We start from the raw sequence: 24244 nt of genomic DNA on the forward strand, positions 1-24244 counted from the left end.
TATAAAAAACGAATCGCACTATGATTAACAAAATTATATGGATTATTGGGATTGTATGGATTGGGAATATTCAAAATGGAGTGCAAGCGCAACGACGTAACTTTATCCATCCCGGAATCACCTATACCCAAGGTGATTTAGACCGGATGAAAGCTATGGTCAAGGCGAAACATGAGCCTTATTATTCTACTTTTCTGAAATTAAAGGAATCTCCCTATTCTTCACTCAATACGCAAGTTATCAATCGGGGAAAACAAATCAGAGAAGGACGTTTTAATGCTACTATCGGAGTAGATGGCAGGCGGGCACATGATTTAGCATTGCTTTGGCATCTGACGGGCGATGAGGCTTATGCCCGTAAAGCGGTCGAATATCTGAATGCTAATTCTTATTATACCAATACAAGTAGTCGTGGAACAGGACCATTAGATAACGGAAAGATTTACCTTTTAATTGATGCCGCCGAATTAATGCGTGATTATTCCGGTTGGAAAGTAGAAGACCAGCAACGTTTTAAAAATATGTTGGTCTATCCTGGATATAGCAATACGGAAGATTTCTCTTCCAAATATGCAAATTACTGGGATGATTCAAAGAACGGAGTTACATTCTATTGGAATATTTTTAATTTCGATGCCGCAAGGTTTGGTAATCAAGGACTTTTCGCTGCTCGTGGAATGATGGCAATGGGTATTTACTTAGATAACGAAGTAATGTATGACCGTGCTTACCGTTATTTATTGGGAATGAAGCATCGACCGGATGATTTACCTTATCCTTCAGGACCACCGGTCATTAGCAAAGAACCGATTAAGAAATCACCAACCATGCTTGATTATAAATTGGAAGGAAGAGAAAACAAGATTTCAGATTATGGATACGATGAACAGCTACAGTATTATATCTATCCAAACGGTCAATGTCAGGAGTCGAGTCGCGACCAGGGACATGTATTGGCAGGTATCCACAATTATGTAGCTATCGCAGAAATGGCATGGAATCAGGGAGATTCTTTGTATAATTGTCTCAATAACCGTTTGCTTCTTGGTTTGGAATGGAACTATCGTTATAACCTCTCTAAAGTCCAGACCTATGAAGAGCAAAAAGAGCCTTGGGAACCGACAAGTTATAGTAAGAATTCAAATGAAGTTACCTTTGAGAACGGAAAATTTCTCCAGATAAAAAGCCGTAGTGGACGTTGGGAATCCGTAGCCGTATCTCCTCACGGACGTGGAGACGTAGCAGGTAGTGGCGGAACTCGTGAAATGGCATTGGCGCATTATGCAGTACGTGCTGGATTGCCGGAGAACAACTATACCTGGTTGAAACGTTACCGTGATTATATGATAGAACATCACGGTTGCGAAAACTGGGGGATAGCACCCAACTGGTTTTATGAATGGACTGACTGGGGAACATTGACCAAGCGATTGACTCCCTGGATGGCAGGCGATCCCGTTTCTTTCTCTACGGGAAAGCGTGTATCAGGAATTCATTTGCTACCTAGTGAAATATCGGCTGCCGATTACGATTATTATTGTCTTGCGGAAGATCCCGAAGGGCATACCTATCACAATGTAGGAAAGAAACGTGGCAACGAATACAGACCTGACGGAGCAGTAGAGCTACGAAAAGAAGAAGATAATTACGTCGTTACCCAAATAGAAGATGGAGAATGGATGAATTATACTGTAAGTATTCCTACCGATGGAGATTATACCGTTTATCTTGTTTATCAATCAAAAGGAAATTCTTTATTGTCCGTAGCTTCTGATTCAGAAGTAAAGACAGAACCCATGCAATTACCCAGTTCTATACAATGGACGGAAAGAGAAATAGGAAAACTCACTCTTCCCGCAGGAGCTTGTGTACTTCGTTTACAGATAGAGCAAGCCGGAGATAAACTCGAAATTCAGAAAATAATAGTAAAGTAGGATAAGGGGATTTGATTCTTCGTTCGTACTTAATAATAGTACTACAAAAAAAGATGGCCATGAAAATTCGAATATGTTTGTTGATCATACTAATGGGATTATTGTATCCGGGTTATATTAGCTCGCAAGAATCCCCTTATGTATTCCGCCAGATTGGAGTTGTCGAAGGATTACCGGATAACTATGTAAAAAGCGTTTTCCCCATTCCCGACGGACGTATCGGTGTGCGAAGTACTGTGTTATTAAGCCTGTATGATGGTGCGAACTATTCAAATTTCCCTTTCAATATTCATGGCGAATATTCGATAGCATATAACCATATTATTCCCGAACAATATATTGATGCCGACAAACGTTTGTGGATGAAAGAACGCAAGAGCCTACGCGTCTTCGATTTGACTACCGAACAGTACATCTATAACGTAGATTCTTTATTTCAACAATTCGGCTTAAAGGATAAAGTGGCGGACCTGATTATTGATTCAGAGAAACATTGTTGGTTTCTGACGCCGGGTTCCTCTGTCTATATGTACGATGCAGAGACAAAATCAATCGAACAGGTTTGTAGGAATGATGAGTTTATGGAATACTATGGAGGATTACTCGGAGTAGAAAGTCATGGAAAATACAGTTGGATGGTTCATCAGAAAGGGGCTATCCGTTGCTACGATTTAGAAAAGAAACGTTTCGTGCATCAACTTGATTTCCTGAAAGACCAACTGAAACCGGATGACCGTGTGGTTTTGAAGATACTCGATAATGGTGACTTTTGGTTGATGTGGGATCGTGGAGTAGGCTATTATGATGTCTATAATAAAAAATGGAACCAAATTTCAGGTATCCAACTCGGACACTATTCATGGTTTACTTCTATGGATGTGGATAAAGGTGGAAATGCATGGGTAGGAACCGTTATCGATGGATTCTATGTCATTGATATGCACAATTTCTCTGTAACCCGGACACTGGATATTCCTTTATTATCAGGTAATACAGTACGAAACGGTATTCAAAGCATCTATTGCGACCGGGAAAATAATTCCGTTTGGATAGGACTTTATAATCAGGGAATGTGTTATTATCATCCCAGCATGAATAAAATAGTGCTGTACAATAAGAAGATGATAAATGGCGACTGGAAAGGAGAGGAAATCCGCTGTATGCTCGAAACATCTAAAGGAGAAATTCTGATGGGTACTACTCAGGGTGTCTATCGCTATGAACCGGAGACTAAAAGCATGAACAGATTCTATCATGAATTCAGTCAGAAGAATTGCCGTGTACTTTATGAGGACAGCAAGAAGCGTGTTTGGGTCGGAACATACCACGATGGGCTCTACTGCATAGATCATGGAAAGGTACAATCTTACGATTATCCCGATACGGATTATCAGAATGAATTGGATTTCAGTAATATCCGTGTCATGGTCGAAGATTCTTCCGGTCGATTGTGGGTAAGTATATATGGTGGTGTAGGATTATTCAATCCTGAAAACGGGCAAATAAACTTATTGTCCGAACAGTTTCCCGAACTCAAAAAATATAAAGTAGCGAATGCATTGGCCATAGATAATCAATCCCGGTTGGTCGTAGGCAGTGATAACGGACTCTACATTTACGATCCTGCAACGAATAAAATATGGATACCGGAGGAAGACGGCCAGGCTAATTCTATTTTCAATCAGGGAAGTATCAAGTATAATCAGATACTCAAAGACCATGAGGGAACTTTATGGTTTGCTACACAATATGGCTTGAGCGTTTTGACTTACAATGGGCAAAGCTACACATTAGGGAAAGAAGAAGGTCTGTCTAAAGCTATCCTGAACGTAGTGGAAGATAAGAACCATGATATATGGATTTCGACAGTCACTTCTATTTATAAGATAAAAGTAGACAGAAGAGCAGATAAATACAGCTTTCATGTAATCAGCTGTCTGTCGGAAGATGAAATCCGTCAGGATGATTTATATAGTTTCCCTTCGTTAATGACCAGGGACAATCAGCTTTTCCTGGGGCTGATGAACGGCTTTATTGCTTTCTCACCAGAAAACATGATAGATAATCAGTGCCTCAATCGTCCTCTGTTTACCTCATTCCGCTTGTTTAATGTTCCGGTTGTTTCGGGCGAAATATATAACGGACGTGTCTTATTTGATAAAGCATTAAGTTATTCGGACGAAGTACAATTAAAATATGATGAGAACTATATCACACTTGAGTTTTCTGGTCTGAACTTCCCTAATCCTTCTCAAACCTCTTTCCGTTACCAACTGGAAGGATTTGACAAAGAATGGACGGAAACCCTTTTTGAGAATGGACAAGGACGTGTGGTCTATAATAATCTCCCTTCGGGCGAATACATCTTCCGTGTGTCCGCTGCCGGAAACGACCGGATATGGGGACCGGAGTCTGCATTCAAAATTGTAATTCATCCCCCATTCTGGGATACACTGGCCGCTCGTATTTTCTATGCAATTTTAGTTATTCTCTTAATCTTCGGGCTGATCTACGTAATAAACCGCCGCAACCGGCAGAAGATGATTCGTATGCAAGAAGAGGAAGCGTTGAAGCAGAAAGAAGAACTGGATCAGATGAAATTCCGCTTCTTCACAAATATAAGCCATGAACTCCGCACTCCGCTGACATTGATTATCACGCCATTAGACATGGTGATACGTCGATTGACAGACGATGCGATGAAAAAGCAACTGAATACCATCTATAAGAATGCTCAAAACCTATTGTCATTGGTGAATCAGCTACTCGATTTCCGCAAACTGGAAATGAAAGGAGAGAGGTTGCATCTGATGAACGGCGATATGGAGGAATTTATTGTTTCTGCCTATAACAACTTCATGCCAATGGCAGTAGAGAAGCACCTTAACTTTGTGAACCAATCTGAACATAGAGCGCTTTATATGTTCTTCGACCGGGATAAGGTACATAAGATTATGAATAATCTCTTGTCCAACGCCTTCAAATATACACCGCAGGGAGGCACAGTGAACTTACAGCTCGCGACAGAAGAGATAGAAGAAAGAAACTACGTGAGAATATCCGTATCTGATACTGGAATCGGAATATCCGAATCAGACCTTCCTTATATCTTTGACCGTTTCTATCAGGTAGGAAATGAAGGGGACGAAAAAATAGGCAGTGGCATCGGACTTCATTTGGTAAGGGAATATGTAAATATACATGGTGGCCGTATTAAAGTGGACAGTCAGATAGATCGTGGATCAGTATTCACCGTTTGGTTGCCGATGGACCTGAAACCGGAACCGAACGAACTGCCGGAAGAAATCATCGGAACGGAAACACCAGACATTAAAGAGAAAGAAACCACTACATCTACAGTCGATGATAACCTGAAGAAACTGTTGTTAGTGGAGGACAATCAGGAATTCCGTACTTTCCTGAAAGAACAGTTAGAAGATTTTTATCAAATCATTGAAGCGGCAGACGGCGAGGAAGGAGAGCGAAAAGCGATAGAGGAAAATCCGAACCTGATTATCAGCGATATTATGATGCCGAAAGTAGACGGTATCGAACTTTGCCGTCGGATCAAGACGAACGTGCAGACTTCCCATATACCTGTGATATTATTGACAGCCCGTACTGCCGATGATATCAAGATTAACAGCTATGAAGTAGGAGCAGACTCTTATATGTCGAAACCTTTCAACTTTGATATGCTGATGGTACGCATTGAAAAGCTGATAGAGCAGCAGGAAAAGAGAAAACAGGAATTCCGTAAAAACATAGAAGTAAATCCGAGTGCTATCACCATTACTTCAGTAGACGAACAGCTCATACAGAAGTGTCTGGAATACATAGAAAAGAACATGGACAATCCGGAATATGGCGTAGAAGAATTGAGTGGCGATTTGGGTATGGTGCGTATGAGCCTTTACCGTAAGCTACAATCCATCACCGGACATACACCGACAGACTTTATTCGCAGCATCCGTTTGAAACGGGCGGCACAATTATTACAAGGAAGTCAGTTGCCGATTGTTGAAATAGCGAACCGGGTAGGATTCAGTTCACCCAGCTATTTCTCGAAGTGTTTTAGAGAAATGTTCGGTATGCTTCCCAAGCAATATGCCGAGGAATCGGGAAGAAAAGAATGACATTGTGCTTGTGTTTGTAGTTTAATTATTACATTTGCGCTGAATAAGTGAGATAATTGTAAGATCTTGTTCACATTGGGGCAGAAGAAGTTTTATTTTATAATATATATTGATATGAAAGTATTAGTTTTAATTTTGTTGGTAGGAGGTTTGATGTTATCCTCTTGCGGAGGTAGCAGTTCAAAAAATAATGCAAATGTTAAGGAGGTAAATCCTGCAGATACCATCTATTTGGGAGACTTACGTGAAAAATTTGCAAATGATAGTGTTTTCTTTAAAATAGTGGCACCGGATTTGATGTTGATGGATTATCAGTATCTTTGGGCAGTAACAGAATCGGAAGCAGTAGAGAAAGGACTGACAAAAGAATACTATAAACGTGTGAAGAAAGAAATCACCGATACGAATGAAGCGATCAAAAGAGGTGTAATGAAAGGTGCGAACGTAAAACGTATACCGGATTTCCAGGCATCACAGGAAAATAAATAATGAATCCTTCCGGATGAAAGCTTTCATCCATGCAAATATAAGAACAGGGGAGTCGTCAAATGTAACGACATCCCCTTTTTTATTGGTGTAACGGTTAGATTTATCCCGATGAAATGGGAAGTTTTTGCAAAAATACACGCTTGTTACGATAGTTTTGTTATCTGTTACTTTTGTGGTATTTGAATTTGAAACTTGTTCCTACTTTTGTATCATCGTTAAACGGATAAATTTAATGCCATGAATAAACAGCAAGCTACATTTGACGACTTCTTCTCTGAATGCTATCTTAAATATAAGGAGTATATCAAGAACTATATCGCTATCCGCATTTGCCATCCGCATGAAGCGGAAGATTTGGCACAGGATGTCTTTGTCCGCTTATGGGAACACAGGGCATTCGTGAACAAAGATACAGTCTGGTCTTTGCTTTTTACCATCGCTCGCAATATAGTAACCGATAAAATCCGTCGTTATTATAAACAGGAAGATTTCGTCGCCTACATATATAATAGGATGGAAGACACCAGTCGGAATACCACAGAAGATACCATTCATTTTCGTGAACTAAAGAAGATGCATGACCAGGTTATGGAAGCTCTTCCTGTTAAACGCCGTCAGATTTATGAACTTAGTTTCAATCATGAACTCTCTTGTCCTGCCATTGCAGGAAAGCTGTCCTTATCTCCCCGTACAGTAGAATGTCAATTATTACTGGCTCGTAAAACGGTTCGTACTTATTTGAAAAATGAATTCTCCAAAGTCGGTTAAATACCAGATTCGGAAAAACACATATTAACTTTAACAATTTAATAGTATTATGGAAATTAAATCCAAATTCTTATGTTCAAAAGGAGTCGCATTGGCTTTCGCCATGCTGCTGGGTGGTTCGCCCGGTGTATTGCTCTATGCAAATGATTCTGTAGAAGAGAGTTTGATGGTAGTCCAGACGGGCCGCATCATCAAAGGACTTGTGACAGATGCGAATGGTGAACCACTAATTGGTTGTAATGTAGTGGTCGTAGGAAGTAATGCAGGAGTAATTACCGATATTGACGGTCGGTTTACGCTGAATATTCCTGCTGATGCCAAACAGATAAAAGTTAGCTATATCGGATATGTAGATCAGATTATTAACCTTCATGGCCGCTCTGATTTTAAAGTGGTATTAAAGGAAGATAATAATGCACTGGACGAGGTTGTTGTAGTGGGTTATGGCACGCAGAAAAAAGCGACGTTGACAGGGGCGGTAGAACAAATTGGTAGCCAGGTATTGGAAAGTCGTGCCATTACCAATGTCGGTGCTGCTCTGCAAGGAGCCACTCCGGGTTTGGTAGTCACTCGTTCTTCCTCACGTCCGGGTAATGAAGGTTTGAATTTCCAGATTCGTGGTCTGACATCTGTCAATGGCGGTAGTCCGTTGATTATTGTGGATGGAGTACCCGTATTGAATTCAGAGTCATTCCAAAATCTAAACTCGGATGATATTGAGAATATTAGTGTATTGAAAGACGGTTCAGCTTCCATTTATGGGGCGAAAGCAGCTAATGGCGTTATCTTGGTTACTACCAAAAAAGGTAAAGGCAAGACAACGGTTGATTATGGCTTCAATATGCGTTTCACTACCAATGGTATTATGGCTTTCTCTCCCAGTATGCAGGAATATGCTTCCATGTGGCTGGAAGCCAATAAAGAAATGCCGGAACATGACTGGTGGGGCTGGGGAGAAGAAAACCTGAAGAAGATGGCTCAAGGCATTGAAGGTATTTATGAGTCGACTGTAGCCGATTGGGGTACGATGTTCGTTGGTAATGCCAATCGCCTGGATGAATTGTTTGCCCGCCGTTATTCTTACCAGCATAACTTGAGTGTAGCAGGTTCTACGGATAAATCCGATTACCGCATTTCATTAGCTTATGCTGATAACCAGGCTAATCTGGCTACAGCCTATGACGGACAGAAACAGTTGAACTTGCGCTTAAACTACGGCATCAAATTGACTGATTGGTTCAAACTGGAGACTTTAGCCAGTATGATTAAAACAAATACCGAAACACCCACACATGGTATCGACCGTACACTTTACGGAAACGATGCTCCGTTTTTCCCGGCAAAAAATCCCTATGGACAATGGTACGCTAACTTCGGTAATGTAGGTGATCGCAATGCGGCAGCAGCTACAACGGATGGTGGACGTGACGAGAGAGAGAAGTTGACTACTCGTGTCGATTTTAAAGCATTGGTGGATATTTGGAAAGGAATCACTTTCGAGGGTACTGCTTCATTTCAAAATGAGGAATATCGCAGAGAACGCTATTCGCTTCCGGTACAGTGTTACAATTGGTTCGGCGAGCAGACGGCGAAGTTAGTATATGAAACAACACAAACCCTTAGTACTCCGCAAGATGTGCTGAATTTTAAAGATTCCCATCAGCCGGGATATTTGGTACAGGCAAATAATGCCCGGTATCAGTACTATTCAGGGTTATTGAAATATAAGCGTACATTTGCCGAAGTACATAATATAGATGCTATGTTCGGCATCAATGCCGAGAAATGGGTGACTAAGAAAGTTGTTACCGCCCGTGAGAAGTTTGAGGATGCCGGAATTTACGATTTGAATTTGGCTACGGGTACACAGGGTAACGGTGGAGGAAAGACTCATAATGGTACCTATTCATATATTGCCCGTTTGAATTATAACTATGCGGAAAAATATATGGTTGAATTGATGGGGCGTCGTGACGGAAATTCCAAGTTTGCTCCCGGTTATCGTTTCAAAAGCTTTGGTTCTGTCTCTTTGGGATGGGCATTCTCGGAAGAACAATTTGTAGAATTTTTAAAACCTGTTCTTTCTTTTGGTAAGTTGCGTTTAAGTTACGGTAGTTCGGGTAATGATGTCGGGCTGGGTGATTACGATTATGTGTCTACTGTCTCTCTTGGAACAGCCGGTTTTGGAACTATACCTGCCAATCAGGTATCTTCAGGTTTTGGCGGTTTAATTTCTTATGACCGTACTTGGGAGAAAGTTTCACAGAAAAACTTTGGTATCGATCTTAACTTTTTCGATAATCGTTTGAAAGCTACATTCGATTATTTTATAAAAGATAATACCGGTATGTTGGTAAATGTCACATATCCGGGTGTATTAGGAGGTAAAGCTCCTAAAACGAATAGTGGTCATTTGAATGTAAAAGGTTGGGAATTCACTATTGGATGGCGCGATCAGATTAAAGACTTTTCTTACTATGCCAACTTTAATATTGGTGATACAAAGAGTCTGTTGAAAGAGATGGAAGGAGCAGATTCTTATGGGGCTGGTTGGAATGCAGCCGTGAATGGGTATCCGTTGAATTCGTACTTTCTTTATCGCACAGATGGTTACTTTAAAGATCAGGCAGAAGTAGACCGCTATTATGCACTCTATGGAGAGGGTAAAGAAGATTTGACTGGTGTAGGAGCAGGAAGTGCAAGCCGGTTGCGTCCAGGTGATACCAAACGTTTGGATTTGAATGGTGATTATAAGATTTCCGGTGCAGGGAATGAGAATAGCGATTTGCAATATCTCGGTGACTCCAATCCACATTTTGTTTTCGGTTTCACACTGGGAGGATCATGGAAAGGTATTGATGTGAACGCAATGTTCCAAGGTGTCGGCAAGCAGTATGTTATCCGTAATGACTGGATGGCTTATCCTTTTCAAACACGTACTGCCAATCAGAACCCGACATATTTGGGAAAGACATGGACAGAGAGCAATCCGAATGCTGAATTCCCTCGCTTGACTACCAATGCGAATCTCGCACGCTGGAATTATCAGAATAACGACTTTATGATGCAGAATAACCGCTATATCCGTTTGAAAACATTAATAGTCGGCTACACATTGCCGCAGATATGGACTCGCAAGGTGAAACTGGAAAAAGTACGTGTTTACTTCTCTGGTAATGATTTATGGGAAGCTACCAGTATTCGAGACGGTTTCGACCCGGAAATGGGAGCAGCCTCCAACAACAGTGGATACCCGTTTGCACGTACTTGGTCGTTCGGTCTGAACATCACTTTATAGTAGCTATGGAAAATTAAATACAGAATAGAAGATATGAAAAAGATAACGAACTATATATTAATTTGCACCTGCGCATTGGGATTTTCTTCATGCGTGAATACGTTCCTTGACTTGGAACCACTGGATGCCAAGACAGATGTGATTTATTTCAAAACTCCGGAGCATTTCCGTGAATATGCTAACGGGCTTTACGGGCAATTATTGGGATGGCAGTCTTCCTATGGAAGTATATTCGATCACATGGATGCGGCATCCGATCTTTCTACTTGTTTCAGATATTCGTATGGTGTGGGGACCGGTGTGATGGGAGTTCCTAATGACGATAGCCGTTGGGGTAATTGCTATGGTAATATTCGTGCCACTAATCACATGTTTGAAAGAGCAGTTTCTTCCTATACAGGTAATTTAGCGGATATTAAAAAAGAATTAGCCGAAGGTCATTTTTTCCGTGCCTATAACTATTTTTACTTATTGAAGTTTTTTGGTGGAGTGCCTGTCGTTACGAAAGTTCTCGACGTGACTTCACCGGAGTTATATGGAAAACGTAACAGCCGTTATGAGGTTGTCAACTTGATTCTTTCCGATTTGGATGAGGCTATTGCAGGGTTGCCGTTGGAACAGAATATAACCTCTGCCGACAAAGGTAAAATCAGCAAACAGGCTGCACAGGCATTTAAGGCTCGCGTGTTACTTTATGAAGCTACCTGGCGTAAGTACAATGGCACTTCTACTGATTTTGAAGGTTCTGCCGGTCCGGCTTCCGATCAGGTAAATACTTTCTTGGAAGAATCTGTTCAACTATCCGAAATAGTGATGGGGGATGCTGCTTATTCTCTTTGGAATTATAATAATGTAGCAGCAATGAAAAATTTGAGTAGCCGTTATCTGTTTAATATTGAAGAAGAAGCTAGCAATCCTGCCGGTGCAGGAAGAGCGACGAACAAGGAATTTATCATAGCTTCTGTATATAGTCAGGAAACGCGTAAAGGACAGGTTGATTTGAATCAGGTGATTTATACGGATATGCGTCCCAGCCGGAAATTGATTGATATGTTTTTATGCACTGACGGGCTTCCGGTTAGCATGTCCGATAAGTTTCAGGGGTATAAGAATCCGGGGGATGAATTTCAGAACCGGGATTTCCGTTTGACTTCTTATGTGGGTTCATATTCAACGAGCCTGACAGTTGAGAGCTGTGGGTATGGTGTTTCTAAGTTTGCTATTACTGATATTCAACGTCAAAGTAAAGATGAATCGGCTAATTATCCGGTACTTCGGTTAGCAGAAGTATACCTGAACTATGCCGAAGCCGTGATGGAACGCTATGGTGAAATATCAGATGACCAGTTGAATAAGTCGATAAATAAAATCCGTGCCCGTGCGGGAATTGCTAACCTAACAAATGCATTGGCAAAGCGAATTCAGGAAGGAGTGCCGGCAAATGCGACTAAGACAGTCAATCAGGTAATGTTGGATGAGATCCGTCGTGAACGTGCTTTGGAACTCTATATGGAAGGTTTCCGTTGTGACGACCTGAAACGTTGGGGCATTGCGGAGAAGAATCTGAATGAGTCTCGTTGCGGTGCGGTAGTAGGTAATGCCAGCTATCCGACAGCATTTGTAGACGAAAACGGGAACGCTACCAGTGCTTTCAATTCGGCTATCTTTACGAAGGGGACGGAAGAAGTGGAAACAGGTAAAGGCAAATTACCTTGTGTAGTGCTCCTCAAATCATCCGACTGTGCATTTACTAAGGGAGATTATTTGTGGGCGATTCCAAGAAATCAAATCAACCTGAATTCAAATCTGGTACAAAATCCGGGATATTAATCATTCAATCGTTTAACGTATAATACCATAGATTATATGAAGTTTTTATTCAAATATACATTTCACTTGGCAATACTTGCTTGTGTTTCCGCACTTTTCTCCGGTTGTGAGCAAGACCCCAAGTATAGAGTTTATGATTATCCCGTGCCAGTAGTGGAGAGCATTTATCCTACGGACGGATATGTCACTACACAGGTAGTTATTACGGGAACCAATTTTGGTGACCGTGCTGAAGCAGTGAAAGTTTTCTTCGGTGAAGCCCAATCCAATAAAGTGCTCGATTGCAAAAATAACCGTTTGGTAGTGGAAGTGCCGGAAACTGCAGTAACAGGCAATCTGTCTTTACAGATTTATAATAAAAAGGTGGAGAATATCGGTCATTATACAGTACTGCCTACACCGCGTGTCATTACAGTGACTTCTGATAGTGAAGACGGTGAAGGGGTAGCCGATACGGGAGACAAGGTCACTATAACAGGTGAGAACTTTGGTACGGATCCATCTGATATTTCTGTCAGCTTCAATGGAACACCGGCTGAATTTGAACTGGTGGATGAGTCTACTATTGTTGCGACAACTCCTGCAGATTATAAGACAGGTAATGTGACTGTAACTATTCATGGATATACAATGACAGGTAGTGCAATGTTTAATCCTAACTCAAAGGGTGATGTAACAGTGCTTTACCTTCAAAACTACAAGCAGCCGTTTGCCAAGGCAAATGATGAAAATTGGAAGAATGGTGAATGGTGGACTCCGGCAGTATGGAATCAGAATAAGGCATCTTTCAATGCAAAAAACAATACTACTGTTACCGGAATGCAGTATAAAGCAGCAGAGGGCTTCACATTAGCGTTCCAGAATGGATGGGAGAAGGAAGCTTATACGAATGGAAAAATATGGCAAGTTGCTACACTTCGTCCTGGTAAATACAGACTGGAAGTTACTTATGCCTATACGATGGTAGTAAGTGATGCGGGGAATTTTATTTCTGCATTGATGGCCAAAGGAAATAGTGAGAGTGATATACCGAATGTAGCTGATATTGAGCAATTAAATGGAGTTTGTGCGATCTATGACAAAGCTGGAACAAATGATGACTCGGGTGTTTTGGTAACCCCTTCATTTGAAGTGACGGAGACAACGGATGTTGTCATTGGATTCCTGACTTCTCTGGCTAAAGGTAATTCATACTTTAAGGTGACAGAATTGAAATTGATTCTTGAATGATGTGGAAAAAGAAAAAAGAGTAATTCATCGTGATAATATAATTAAGATTATGAAGAAAATATATAACTATCTGTTTCCCGTTTTTCTTTCGCTTTTCGCATTAGCTGCTTGTGACGAGGATAACGAAGAAATTGTTTCAATGAGTTACACTGATCCTGTGGCGACTGTAACAAAGATAGATCCCGTAGAAGGATATGTTGGGAATGAGTTTACCGTAAGTGGCAGTGATTTTGGTATCATAACAGAAGATGTGAAAGTATTTATCGGTTCCCAGGAGGCAGTAGTAGTCTCCTGCGCCGATGATGCTATCCTTGCGAAAGTGCCGGAATCGGCAACAAACGGAAAGATAACCGTTGAGGTTTTCGGGCAACGTGTGGAGACTGATCTAGTTTATCGTGTACTTGGTAAGCCGGGTGTCAGCGTAGTGAAACCTTCTTATGGTTTTCCGGGTGCCAGTATCGTTTTCGAAGGACAAGAATTTGTTTCTTCTAAAACACTGTATACTTTGACTTTCGGGACTTCCACAGACAAGGCAGAGATTGTGGGTACACCTATTGATACCGAATTTATGGCCAAAATTCCCGAGACAGCTGTCAGTGGAGTTATGACACTTATTATGGCAGAACAAACGATTGATTTGGCTTCTTATCCTTTCACTGTGTTGAAGCATGCAACGCTTGATACTCCTAAGGAAGACGAACCGGTTCCATCAGGTTTTGCTGGCAGTAAATTTGCAATAACAGGAACCAATCTTGTGCAAGAATTGCTGGATAAGTCTGTTGAAGGGTTGGAGCCTTTGAAAGTAACTTTCTTTAAAGCTGGCGGAGAACCTGTAGAAGCTGCAATAGATACAGATAATTTGACGGATAAGAGTATTCCACTCACTGTACCTGCTTCGTTGGAAGCCGGAGATTATACAATAACTGTCATTACTCCGTTTGAAGCTATCGGGACACAGTTGAAATATACGGTATTACCGATGCCGACAGTAACAGGCATTTCAACGAAAGCCGGATACATTAATGCGGAAGTAACGATCATTGGTCAGAACTTTGGTACGAAAGCTGAAAATATTCAGGTCTTTTTCGGAGAAACAATTTGTGATAAAGTGACACTGAATGATAAAGGTAATATCGTAGTGAATGTTCCCAAAGGAGTTTCATCTGAAGCTCCGGTGAAGATTAAACTGATAATTCAGGGTAAGGAAATAGAGATGGGCGAATCGGGCACATTTGAGGTTTGGGAAACTCCGGAAATCACTTCTGTTGAAACACCGTATATTTATCCTAATGGCACATTAGTAAAAGCCGGACAGGAAATAACATTTACAGGAAAAGGTTTTGGAACGGATAAGAATTCTGTTACAGTTACTTTTGAGGGAATATCCGTACCCGTTACGGTTAAAGAGATTACTACGACTTCTATTACTGTAACGGTTCCGCAAGGTTTCAATGGTGGAAAAGTAACAATGGTGTTTGAAGGTATTGCACAACCCGTAGAGAGTGATATGTTACAACCTCTGCCGGTGGATGGAGATATTTCTCAATATGTACTCATGAACTATAAACAGCCTTTTGAATATGTAAAAGAAGGTGGGGATAAAGGATTCCATAAAAAAGGAGAGTGGGCAAAAGCTGCTTATTGGATAGTTCAGAACTCTAACTTGACTGCTGGTGAAGGAGGTGCTGCTGTTGATTTGGCATTTAAAACGAAATATGGTGATGGAAGTGATGCAGGTTTGGCTTTACAAACAGATTGGGGATTTGACAATCCTAAAAATGATGGTAAGGTATATCAGACTTCTCATCTTCAAAAAGGAAAATATAAGTTGACGGCACACGTTTATGAATATGACGGCAGAGGTTTTACCGGTTATGTTGCGGTTTGTAAAGGTAACGAGATGGCAAATACGAGTGATATACCAAGTAAGAGTCTGGCAAACGCTTCTATTTCGGGTACGGGTGATGTAGTAGTTGATATTCTTGTTGAAGAGCCTACCGATGTTGTCATTGGTTTTGTATGTACGATTACAGTAAAACAAGGACGGGCTAAGATAGATAATTTCAAATTAGAGTTAGTAGAGCAATAAACTATAATTGGGTGCACCGTAATCAATGGTAGATGCGGTGTACCATTAAACCAAAAATATGATGAAAAAGATATATTATATAACCGCAGTATTTGCTACCCTGTTTTTGGTAGGATGTGGGGACGGCATTGACCTTCCGGGTGTCAATGTGGAAACTGATTTGAATAAAATTCCTCTTCCTGATAATAACGTAAATTTGGAACAGGTTGAACTTAAACCGTCAACGGAACCTATGCTGCATGAAGGGTTGCATACAGAGGAAGACTTCCAGCGTATCCGGGATAAAAAAGCTGCCGGAGAAGAGCCTTGGGTAAGTGCTTATCAATTATTAGTAGAAAGCCAGTTTTCGCAGAAGACGGCAGATACTTATCCTACAGAATGGATTAAACGAGGTATTTCAGGAGATGAAAATTACATGAATGCAGCCAGAGGAGCCACTATTGTATATCAGCAAGCGCTTCGTTGGAAAATTGAACAAGATGATGAATATGCGGCAAAAGCGGTGGAGAATCTGAATAAGTGGGTACAGACTTGTGTAGGTGTAACAGGTAATACGAATTTATCGCTTGCTGCAGGACTTTATGGTTATGAATTTGCTATTGCCGGTGAATTATTGAGGGATTATGGAGGATGGGATCGTGCGGACTTCGCAGCGTTCCAGAATTGGTTGCTTAAAGTGTTCTATCCTGCTAATGATGATTTTCTGAAACGTCATCACGATACGAATGCGTTACATTATTGGGCTAACTGGTGTCTTTGTAATATAGCGGCTAAAATGGCTATCGGCATTGTAACCGATCGTCGTGATATTTATAATGAAGGTATCGCCCATTTGCAGACAGGTGATACAAACGGACGTTTACGTCGTGCTATCTATCACGATTATGCACCGGACTATAACTTTGCTCAATGGCAGGAAAGTGGACGTGACCAAGGACACACGTTGATGTGTGTCGGATTGATGGGAATTATTTGTCAGTTGGCATGGAGCCAGGGAGACGATTTCTTTGCTTATGATGATAATCTCTTCCTACGGGCCTGCGAATATGCCGCTTGCTGTAATTATACCAATGAGACTGTACCATATACTACTTATATATGGCAAAAACAGAGTCAATGGGGATATCCGATTCCGGAAGAACAAACAACACTTGGTGGCGGTAAATGGATCAAACGTGCGATATGGGCGTTGCCTTACTATCATTACAAAGGGATAAAAAACATCTCGGATGATAATCTCAAATATACTAAGATTGCTACCGAATATGTAGGAATAGAAGGCGGCGGCGGTTATTATGATGCTAACTCTGGTGGGTATGATGTACTTGGACTCGGTACATTGATGTATGCACAATAAATGAATAATTCAAAATGAATAGATTGATACGAATAGCGCTTACATTTTTACTTGTAATGACTTCAGGAGTTATACAGGCAGAAATTGTCATCTATCCGGTGCCACAAGGCATCTACTATGCCCGCCATAATGACGATTATACAGTAAAAGTACGGCAAGTGGGTGAAAAAGATTGGGTAGACCTTTATGAATATAATGTAAAGGTGGATATGGATACCAAGTCGGATGCAACCATGGTACAGTTTGATTTTTCCGGTAAAGTGGAAGTGCTGGTGCAAAAGAATAACGGGGAACTCCGTTCAGCAGTAGTGCGTCCACTATCTAAAGGAATTCAGCCGGAGATAGACGGAAATTTTCTGCTGTTCACATTGGATAAACCACAAAAACTCTCTGTAGAGTTCAACGGTGACCGTTTGAATAATCTGCATGTGTTTGCCAATCCGATCATTGAGAATGTGCCTGATAAGAATGATCCGAATGTGATGTATTTTGAGTCCGGTATACACGAACCCACAGATGTGGCAGGCAAATGCTTCCGTATTCCTTCCAACACGACTGTCTATCTGGAAGGTGGAGCGGTGCTGAAAGGTTGCCTGACTTGCGACAGTGTAGAGAATGTAAAGATTCTCGGACACGGTATGTTGCTTGAACCGCAGCAGGGAATATCGGTGGCATACTCCAAGAATGTACTGATTGATGGAATTACAGTTGTCAACTCCCGTCACTATACAGTTTCCGGTGGACAATCACAGGGAATTACTATCAAGAATTTGAAATCATTCAGTTATCAGGGTTGGAGTGATGGATTGGATTTTATGTCTTGCTCGGATGTAGTGATTGATGATGTTTTTCTTCGTAATTCAGACGACTGTATAGCCATCTATACGCATCGTTGGAATTATTATGGAGATTCTCGTAATATCCGTGTACTTAATTCTACACTATGGGCGGATATTGCTCACCCTATCAATATCGGTACGCATGGAAATACGAAAACAGGAGATGAGGTTTTAGAAGATATATTGTTCAAGAATATCGATATCTTGGAACATGATGAGGACGATCGTGATTACCAAGGCTGCATGACTATTAATGTAGGAGATCACAATCTGGCACAAAACATCACTTTTGAGGATATTCGTGTGGAACATATCCAGGAAGGACAGTTGTTTCATCTTCGGGTGATGTATAACCAAAAGTATAACACAGGTCCCGGCAGAGGTGTCAGAAACATAACGTTCCGTAATATTTCATGTACCGGAAAATATATCAATCCTTCTTTGATGGAAGGTTATGATAAGAATAGGAAGGTTGAGAATATTTTGTTTGAGAACATAATGTTGAACGGCAAACGGATCACTTCTTTGGAAGAACTGAATATAGATAAAAAAGATTTTGTAGGGAAGATACAGATAAAGTAGCTAACAAATAAAAGATTGTGCTGATTTTACCCTCACACTCTCACCCGACTCTCAATCCCTTTATCCATCGTACTTTCGTGGGTGAGGGTAAAGGTGAGGGTAGTGTGAGGGTAAAATTTACCCTCACACTGTCGACGCTTACCAAATGATATGAGTATGCATTGGCATTGAAAGGTTTAGCTATTGAGAGGACAGTCCGTTGTATTTTATTGTATCGGAATTATAGGATCATAACTAAAAGTCCGGAGGAATAGTCGTTTCTTGTCTTTGAGATAGAATTTACCTGCTTTAGAAACTATAGTTTCCCGCTATTGGAACTAGAGTTTCGAGTCTTTGGAACTAAAGTTTCAAGGCGGGAAACCATCAGTTTCGTGTCTCGAAACAAAATGTTTCCCGCCTTGAAACAAATAACGAGGTTATTGCTCTGACGAAGCTCTGACTATATCAGCACTGTGATGATTATAATATTATCTGTCGTTTTTTCTCATCATCCACCACAGCCATCATTCCTTCTACTTGTGCAAGAGCCAGCATACGTCCGTGAAAAGAATATCCCGGGTTGTAGCCTTTATCTTCATCTCCCAGCATCATTCGTCCGTGGTCTACACGCGTCGGTAATCCCGGATTCTCATTTTCGAAGATACGGATAAGGTCAATCAGATGTCCTCTTCCCGTAAGATGGGAGCTTTCAATGAAGTTTCCACCTTGCATGGCAGCTGTGCTGCGCAGATGTACGAAATGAGTTCTTTTTGCAAATTTCTTAGCCAACTCACGTGTATCGTTATGTTCGCCTGCACTCAAAGAGCCTGCACAGAAAGTCAATCCATTATGAGGATTATCTACGGCATTCAGGAACCATTCAATATCATTTTCATTGGTAACGATACGTGGTAAACCTAATACTTGGAATGGAGGGTCATCCGGATGTACGCACATATTAACTCCATATTCTTCGCATACAGGCATGATTGCAGATAAGAAATAACGCATATTTTCACGCAAAGCATCCCGGTTTATATCTTTGTACAAAGCAAGTAACCGCTTGAAGATGGAAACCGGATTTTTATCTCCTTCTTTGATATTGCCATTAACAAAACCTTGAGTCTTGACAATGATCGTATCAATCAGAGCGTCTTTTTCTGCTTCTGTGATAACCTTATCTAGTTCGGCAACCTTCTGAAGTTCTTCTTCAGTGTAATCTTTTTCAGCTCCTTCACGTTCCAAGATTCGGATATCGAAATAAGCAAAGCGGATATGGTCGTAATACAGGGAACTGGTACCATCCGGCCAAGGGTGTTGCAAGTCTGTACGTATCCAGTCGATAACGGGCATGAAGTTGTAACATACTGTCTTTATACCGCATTTACCCAAATTGGCAAGGCTTACTTTGTAGTTTTCAATCAACTGTTCACGTTCCGCTCCTGCGTATTTGATTGCTTCGCATACAGGAAGACTTTCCACTACCGACCAACGCAAGCCGTATGATTCGATGTATGATTTCAAATCATTAATAGCTTCCATTGTCCATATTTCACCGTTCGGTACATCATGCAGGGCAGTGACAATCCCTTCTACCCCTATTTGTCGGAGCATCGGCAAGGTTATCTTATCCTTTTTGCCAAACCATCTCCAAGTCTTTTCCATCATAGTCTTTTTTTTCTCTTTATTACAGGCTATTATTTATTGCTTAAACTCCGCTGAATGCACTGAAACCGCCATCAATAGGTAGCATTGCTCCGGTTACGAAGCTAGCGGCTTCACTACACAGGAAATGCACTGCACCATTCAATTCTTTAATGTCACCGAAACGTTTCATTGGAGTTTTTGCCAATACTTTCTTGCTTCTATCTGTCAGTGAACCATCTGGATTGATAAGCACACGACGATTTTGATCGCCGATGAAGAAACCTGGTGCAATAGCATTTACACGGATACCATCACCGTATTTAAGTGCCATTTCGCTTGCCAGCCATTGAGTGAAATTGGCTACGGCAGTTTTTGCAGCCGAATATCCCGGTACACGGGTGATAGCGCTGTATGCTGCCATTGAGGATACATTAATGATACATCCTTTGCCTTGTTTTGCCATTACTTTACCGAATATCATAGACGGATAAACCGTTCCGTTCATATTCAGATTAGTCACTTTCTCCCAACAGGAAATATCCATGTCATAAAAATGTTGTTCCGGTTCAAGAGTAGCTCCCGGCATATTGCCACCGGCAATATTCAGCAGAATATCAATCTGTCCCCATTTGGCTACGATTTTTTCGGCTACTTTTTCCAGGCTGGCAATGTCAAGGACATTACCGATGATACCGATTACATCGTCACCATATTGTTTGAGTTCAGCTACACGATTGTCCAGTTGCTCCTGACGAATGTCAATAGCTACTACTTTTGCTCCCTGCTGTACAAAGTGTTGGGCAATATTTCCGCCCAGTACACCACCTGCTCCGGTAATAACAGCAACTTTACCGGCAATACTAAATAATTCGTTCATGGTTTCTATCAAATGTTTTTATGAATTGATGCAAAAATAGCGGGTTTTTATACATGATATGATGCGTATCTTTGCAAGATATTTACCTATCTTTGCAAAAGCAGTTTAGAAAGGAGATTTATGAAGAAGATAATGAATGAGAAGTTGACTATTACGACTTCTAATCCCGTCCGTGCCCGCTTTTATGAATATCCACGTTTCACGTATCCGTGGCATTTTCATAGTGAGTATGAAATTATTTATGTGGAGAAGGGAGAGGGGGATTGTCTGGTGGGTGACAGCATTATCTCCTATTCAAAAGGTGATTTGATTCTTTTCGGTTCCGAACTGCCTCATAGTATGCAAAGTCCACCGGACGACGGGGAAGAATCTGATAACGAAGAAAAATCCGAACCGAAAGTAAGAGGAGTCAATATTCAGTTTGAGAAAGATTTTATGCATTATTCTATTTCTCAATACTCCCAGTTTATCCCTATCAGGAATTTATTGGAGGATGCTTGCAGAGGAATTAAATTCACAATTACCCGTTCGGGGAAAATCATTAAGTTATTGGAACAAATTCCTTCTGCCAAAGGAGCGGATCAAATCATCCTGTTGCTTTCACTTCTACAGATGATGGCTACCAGCAATCATAAGAAATATCTGACTACTTCTCATTATACTCCGTCCCCTTCGATTATGCGTAATGAAAGAATGGAAAAGGTGATTGCCTATTTGAATAAACATTATACCGAGTCTATCGGTCTGGATGAAATTGCTTCTTATACAGCGATGAACCCTGCCGCTTTCTGCCGATACTTTAAAGAAAACACAGGAAAGACATTTAAAGAGTATGTACTTGATATGCGTATCGGATATGCTTGTAAACTATTGAATAGTAGTATGATGAATATATCTCAAATCAGTGCTACTTGCGGATTTGAATCACCTGTACATTTTAACCGCATTTTTAAAAGGGTGACAGGAATGACACCGACTTTATATAGAGAGCAGATGGAATAAGCTTTTCAGGCAATAAACATTTGAGTATAATTTCTTTCTCGTTCGTATATAATAGGAAAGATGAATAAACATGAACGTAAATAGAATGAAGAAAAGAATTTTGCTTTTGTTGTTGGTGATACCGGCATTGATAAAAGCGCAAGATGTGATGACAGAAACCCGTCAGGAACTGACGTCTCCTGATGGAGCTTATCGTTTTACCTTTTATCAACGTGCGGTGGGAGAGGATAATGCACAAATGTATTATACCTTGACTTATAAGAATCGTCCGGTGATTGAAGAAAGTAAACTGGGTGTTCTGATTGAAAATCAGTTATTTGAATCGGCGTTGGGTATACCGAATGATACTTGTCATTTTTGGTGTGAAAATCTGAAGTTGACAGAGACTGAACATCAAAAGACGGACGAGAGATGGAAGCCTGTATATGGCGAGCGTGCGGAGGTTCGTGATTGCTATAATGAGATGACTTTGAAGTTTAAGAAAGGAGAAGGAAAAGGTAATCGGGATGGTGGTTATGATAAGCGTAAAAACTACTTTATGAATATCATAGTTCGCGCTTATAATGAAGGAGTTGCTTTCCGTTATCATTTTCCGGAAATGACGAACGGTCTTTTCTTGCATATCGTCGGTGAGCAGACTAGCTTCACAATGCCTGAAGGAACGATGGCGTATTATGAACGTTGGGCACAAGGGCCTTATGAACTTCGTCCGTTGGAAGGATGGGGCAAAGAGGAGAGTGAGCGTCCTTTGACATTGGAACTGCCTGATGGATTATCTGTAGCCTTGTTGGAAGCGGAAATGGTGGATTATGTTCGTGGTAAATTCCGTTTATCGGCAGAGAAACCTTCCACTTTGGAGACAAGCCTGTATAGTAGCGTCGATATTATATCTCCTTACAGCACTCCGTGGCGTGTAATCATGGCTGCCGAACGTCCGGTCGATTTAATTAATAACAATGATATTGTCTTGAATCTGAATCCGGCTTGTAAGCTGGCTGATACTTCTTGGATCAAACCCGGGAAAGTATTCCGTTCGGGCGACTTGAAACAAGATAGAGTAAAAGCAGCCATTGACTTTGCGGCAGAACGTGGTATTCAGTATGTGCACATGGATGCAGGATGGTACGGACCGGAAATGAAAATGAGTTCGGACGCTACTACTGTTTCTCCGGACAAAGACCTCGATATACCCGCTTTGTGTAAATATGCCGAATCGAAAGGAATCGGACTTATGGTGTATGTCAATCAGCGTGCGTTAGTGCAGCAGTTGGATACTTTATTGCCATTGTATAAGAAATGGGGATTGAAAGGTATCAAGTTCGGTTTTGTACAGATAGGTAATCAGCGTTGGAGTACCTGGTTGCATGATGCAGTTCGTAAATGTGGAGAATATGATCTGATGGTAGATATTCATGACGAATATCGTCCGACAGGTTTCAGCCGTACTTATCCTAACCTGATGACGCAGGAGGGTATTCGTGGAAATGAAGAAATGCCGGATGCCACACACAATACGACTCTTCCTTTCACCCGCTATCTGGCAGGTGCAGGAGACTATACGCTTTGCTATTTCAATAATCGGGTGAAGAATACGAAAGCACATCAGTTGGCGATGGCAGCTGTGTATTACAGTCCTTTGCAATTTATGTTTTGGTATGACAGACCGGAATTCTACCAGGGAGAAGAAGAACTGGAATTTTGGAAAGCAATTCCGAGTGTATGGGATGACAGTCGCGCGTTAGATGGAGAGATTGGTGAATATATCGTTCAGGCACGTCGTTCGGGGAATGACTGGTTTGTAGGAGCAATGACGAATACGGAAGCCCGCACAATTACATTGACTACGGATTTTCTGGAACCGGGTAAGAAGTATATGCTTCACCTGTACGAAGATGACGACAAATTGAATACACGCACAAAAGTACGCAGTACTCATAAGAAGATAAAAGCCGGAGATAAGCTTGTTTTGAAGCTAAAAGCGAGTGGCGGAGCCGCATTGCATTTCACTCCATTGGAAAAATAAATATGATAAATAATAAAGCAGGAAATAACATACTGCAAGAATTAGTTGCACGACACCCGGGTGTCAGGCGTACCGAGACCCGGATGTCAGGCATACCAACACCCGGGTGTCAGCATGCTTGAGATCCGGGTGTCATACAACTTGTTTATATAGCACAAATATTT

At 41.1% G+C, this 24244-nt stretch carries 14 protein-coding genes; 12 read left to right on the forward strand and 2 right to left on the reverse strand.

The genetic code is table 11. The annotated features are described in order from the left end of the window. The first annotated feature begins 20 nt into the window (after nucleotides 1-20). From NQ505_RS13905 to NQ505_RS13950, 10 genes are all read left to right on the forward strand, one after another. On the forward strand, nucleotides 21-1934 hold the full coding sequence (locus NQ505_RS13905; RefSeq protein WP_009000859.1) for an alginate lyase family protein: 1914 nt from the start codon (nucleotides 21-23) through the stop codon (nucleotides 1932-1934). 59 nt (nucleotides 1935-1993) lie between these two features. Next, nucleotides 1994-6070 carry a hybrid sensor histidine kinase/response regulator transcription factor gene (locus NQ505_RS13910; RefSeq protein WP_004310204.1) on the forward strand — a complete coding sequence of 1359 codons (4077 nt, stop codon included), beginning with the start codon at nucleotides 1994-1996 and terminating at the stop codon, nucleotides 6068-6070. A gap of 114 nt (nucleotides 6071-6184) precedes the next feature. After that, a complete protein-coding gene (locus NQ505_RS13915) occupies nucleotides 6185-6559 on the forward strand; it encodes a hypothetical protein (protein WP_004325485.1) in 375 nt (124 codons plus the stop codon). A gap of 237 nt (nucleotides 6560-6796) precedes the next feature. Then, on the forward strand, nucleotides 6797-7327 hold the full coding sequence (locus NQ505_RS13920) for a sigma-70 family RNA polymerase sigma factor (protein WP_004302348.1): 531 nt from the start codon (nucleotides 6797-6799) through the stop codon (nucleotides 7325-7327). Between the two features lie 49 nt (nucleotides 7328-7376). After that, on the forward strand, nucleotides 7377-10625 hold the full coding sequence (locus NQ505_RS13925) for a SusC/RagA family TonB-linked outer membrane protein (RefSeq protein ID WP_004325486.1): 3249 nt from the start codon (nucleotides 7377-7379) through the stop codon (nucleotides 10623-10625). 33 nt (nucleotides 10626-10658) lie between these two features. Continuing rightward, nucleotides 10659-12455, forward strand: a complete 1797-nt coding sequence (locus tag NQ505_RS13930) for a RagB/SusD family nutrient uptake outer membrane protein (RefSeq protein WP_004325487.1) — start codon at nucleotides 10659-10661, stop codon at nucleotides 12453-12455. A gap of 36 nt (nucleotides 12456-12491) precedes the next feature. After that, nucleotides 12492-13685 carry a DUF5013 domain-containing protein gene (locus tag NQ505_RS13935; RefSeq protein ID WP_009000860.1) on the forward strand — a complete coding sequence of 398 codons (1194 nt, stop codon included), beginning with the start codon at nucleotides 12492-12494 and terminating at the stop codon, nucleotides 13683-13685. A 49-nt stretch (nucleotides 13686-13734) separates the two neighbouring features. Continuing rightward, nucleotides 13735-15774, forward strand: a complete 2040-nt coding sequence (locus NQ505_RS13940; RefSeq protein WP_004325489.1) for an IPT/TIG domain-containing protein — start codon at nucleotides 13735-13737, stop codon at nucleotides 15772-15774. A gap of 58 nt (nucleotides 15775-15832) precedes the next feature. Beyond that, complete coding sequence (locus NQ505_RS13945) at nucleotides 15833-17131, forward strand: alginate lyase family protein (protein ID WP_032848567.1); 1299 nt, start codon at nucleotides 15833-15835, stop codon at nucleotides 17129-17131. A gap of 14 nt (nucleotides 17132-17145) precedes the next feature. After that, entirely contained in the window at nucleotides 17146-18552 is a 1407-nt protein-coding gene (locus NQ505_RS13950) for a glycosyl hydrolase family 28 protein (RefSeq protein WP_009000861.1), read from the forward strand. A gap of 459 nt (nucleotides 18553-19011) precedes the next feature. On the opposite strand, the gene uxuA is transcribed toward NQ505_RS13950, so the two are convergent. Then, nucleotides 19012-20199, reverse strand: coding sequence for a mannonate dehydratase (gene uxuA, locus NQ505_RS13955; RefSeq protein ID WP_009000862.1), 1188 nt, complete (start codon nucleotides 20197-20199; stop codon nucleotides 19012-19014). A 40-nt stretch (nucleotides 20200-20239) separates the two neighbouring features. Then, nucleotides 20240-21055: an SDR family oxidoreductase gene (locus tag NQ505_RS13960; protein ID WP_009000863.1), complete on the reverse strand. Its 816-nt coding sequence runs from the start codon at nucleotides 21053-21055 to the stop codon at nucleotides 20240-20242. Nucleotides 21056-21175: 120 nt separating this feature from the next. On the opposite strand from NQ505_RS13960, the gene NQ505_RS13965 reads away from it, so the two are divergent. Further along, a complete protein-coding gene (locus NQ505_RS13965) occupies nucleotides 21176-22057 on the forward strand; it encodes an AraC family transcriptional regulator (protein WP_009000864.1) in 882 nt (293 codons plus the stop codon). A gap of 70 nt (nucleotides 22058-22127) precedes the next feature. Further along, on the forward strand, nucleotides 22128-24080 hold the full coding sequence (locus tag NQ505_RS13970) for a glycoside hydrolase family 97 protein (RefSeq protein WP_009000865.1): 1953 nt from the start codon (nucleotides 22128-22130) through the stop codon (nucleotides 24078-24080). Nucleotides 24081-24244: the final 164 nt, after the last annotated feature.

It is taken from the genome of Bacteroides sp. D2, assembly GCF_025147085.1.
Classification (GTDB): Bacteria; Bacteroidota; Bacteroidia; order Bacteroidales; family Bacteroidaceae; genus Bacteroides.

Bases quoted from the DNA above. Each gene is read 5' to 3' on its own strand.
- NQ505_RS13905 (WP_009000859.1), top strand. From the start codon at position 21: ATGATTAACAAAATTATATGGATTATTGGGATTGTATGGATTGGGAAT.
- NQ505_RS13910 (WP_004310204.1), top strand. From the start codon at position 1,994: ATGAAAATTCGAATATGTTTGTTGATCATACTAATGGGATTATTGTAT.
- NQ505_RS13915 (WP_004325485.1), top strand. From the start codon at position 6,185: ATGAAAGTATTAGTTTTAATTTTGTTGGTAGGAGGTTTGATGTTATCC.
- NQ505_RS13920 (WP_004302348.1), top strand. From the start codon at position 6,797: ATGAATAAACAGCAAGCTACATTTGACGACTTCTTCTCTGAATGCTAT.
- NQ505_RS13925 (WP_004325486.1), top strand. From the start codon at position 7,377: ATGGAAATTAAATCCAAATTCTTATGTTCAAAAGGAGTCGCATTGGCT.
- NQ505_RS13930 (WP_004325487.1), top strand. From the start codon at position 10,659: ATGAAAAAGATAACGAACTATATATTAATTTGCACCTGCGCATTGGGA.
- NQ505_RS13935 (WP_009000860.1), top strand. From the start codon at position 12,492: ATGAAGTTTTTATTCAAATATACATTTCACTTGGCAATACTTGCTTGT.
- NQ505_RS13940 (WP_004325489.1), top strand. From the start codon at position 13,735: ATGAAGAAAATATATAACTATCTGTTTCCCGTTTTTCTTTCGCTTTTC.
- NQ505_RS13945 (WP_032848567.1), top strand. From the start codon at position 15,833: ATGATGAAAAAGATATATTATATAACCGCAGTATTTGCTACCCTGTTT.
- NQ505_RS13950 (WP_009000861.1), top strand. From the start codon at position 17,146: ATGAATAGATTGATACGAATAGCGCTTACATTTTTACTTGTAATGACT.
- uxuA (WP_009000862.1), bottom strand. From the start codon at position 20,199: ATGATGGAAAAGACTTGGAGATGGTTTGGCAAAAAGGATAAGATAACC.
- NQ505_RS13960 (WP_009000863.1), bottom strand. From the start codon at position 21,055: ATGAACGAATTATTTAGTATTGCCGGTAAAGTTGCTGTTATTACCGGA.
- NQ505_RS13965 (WP_009000864.1), top strand. From the start codon at position 21,176: ATGAAGAAGATAATGAATGAGAAGTTGACTATTACGACTTCTAATCCC.
- NQ505_RS13970 (WP_009000865.1), top strand. From the start codon at position 22,128: ATGAACGTAAATAGAATGAAGAAAAGAATTTTGCTTTTGTTGTTGGTG.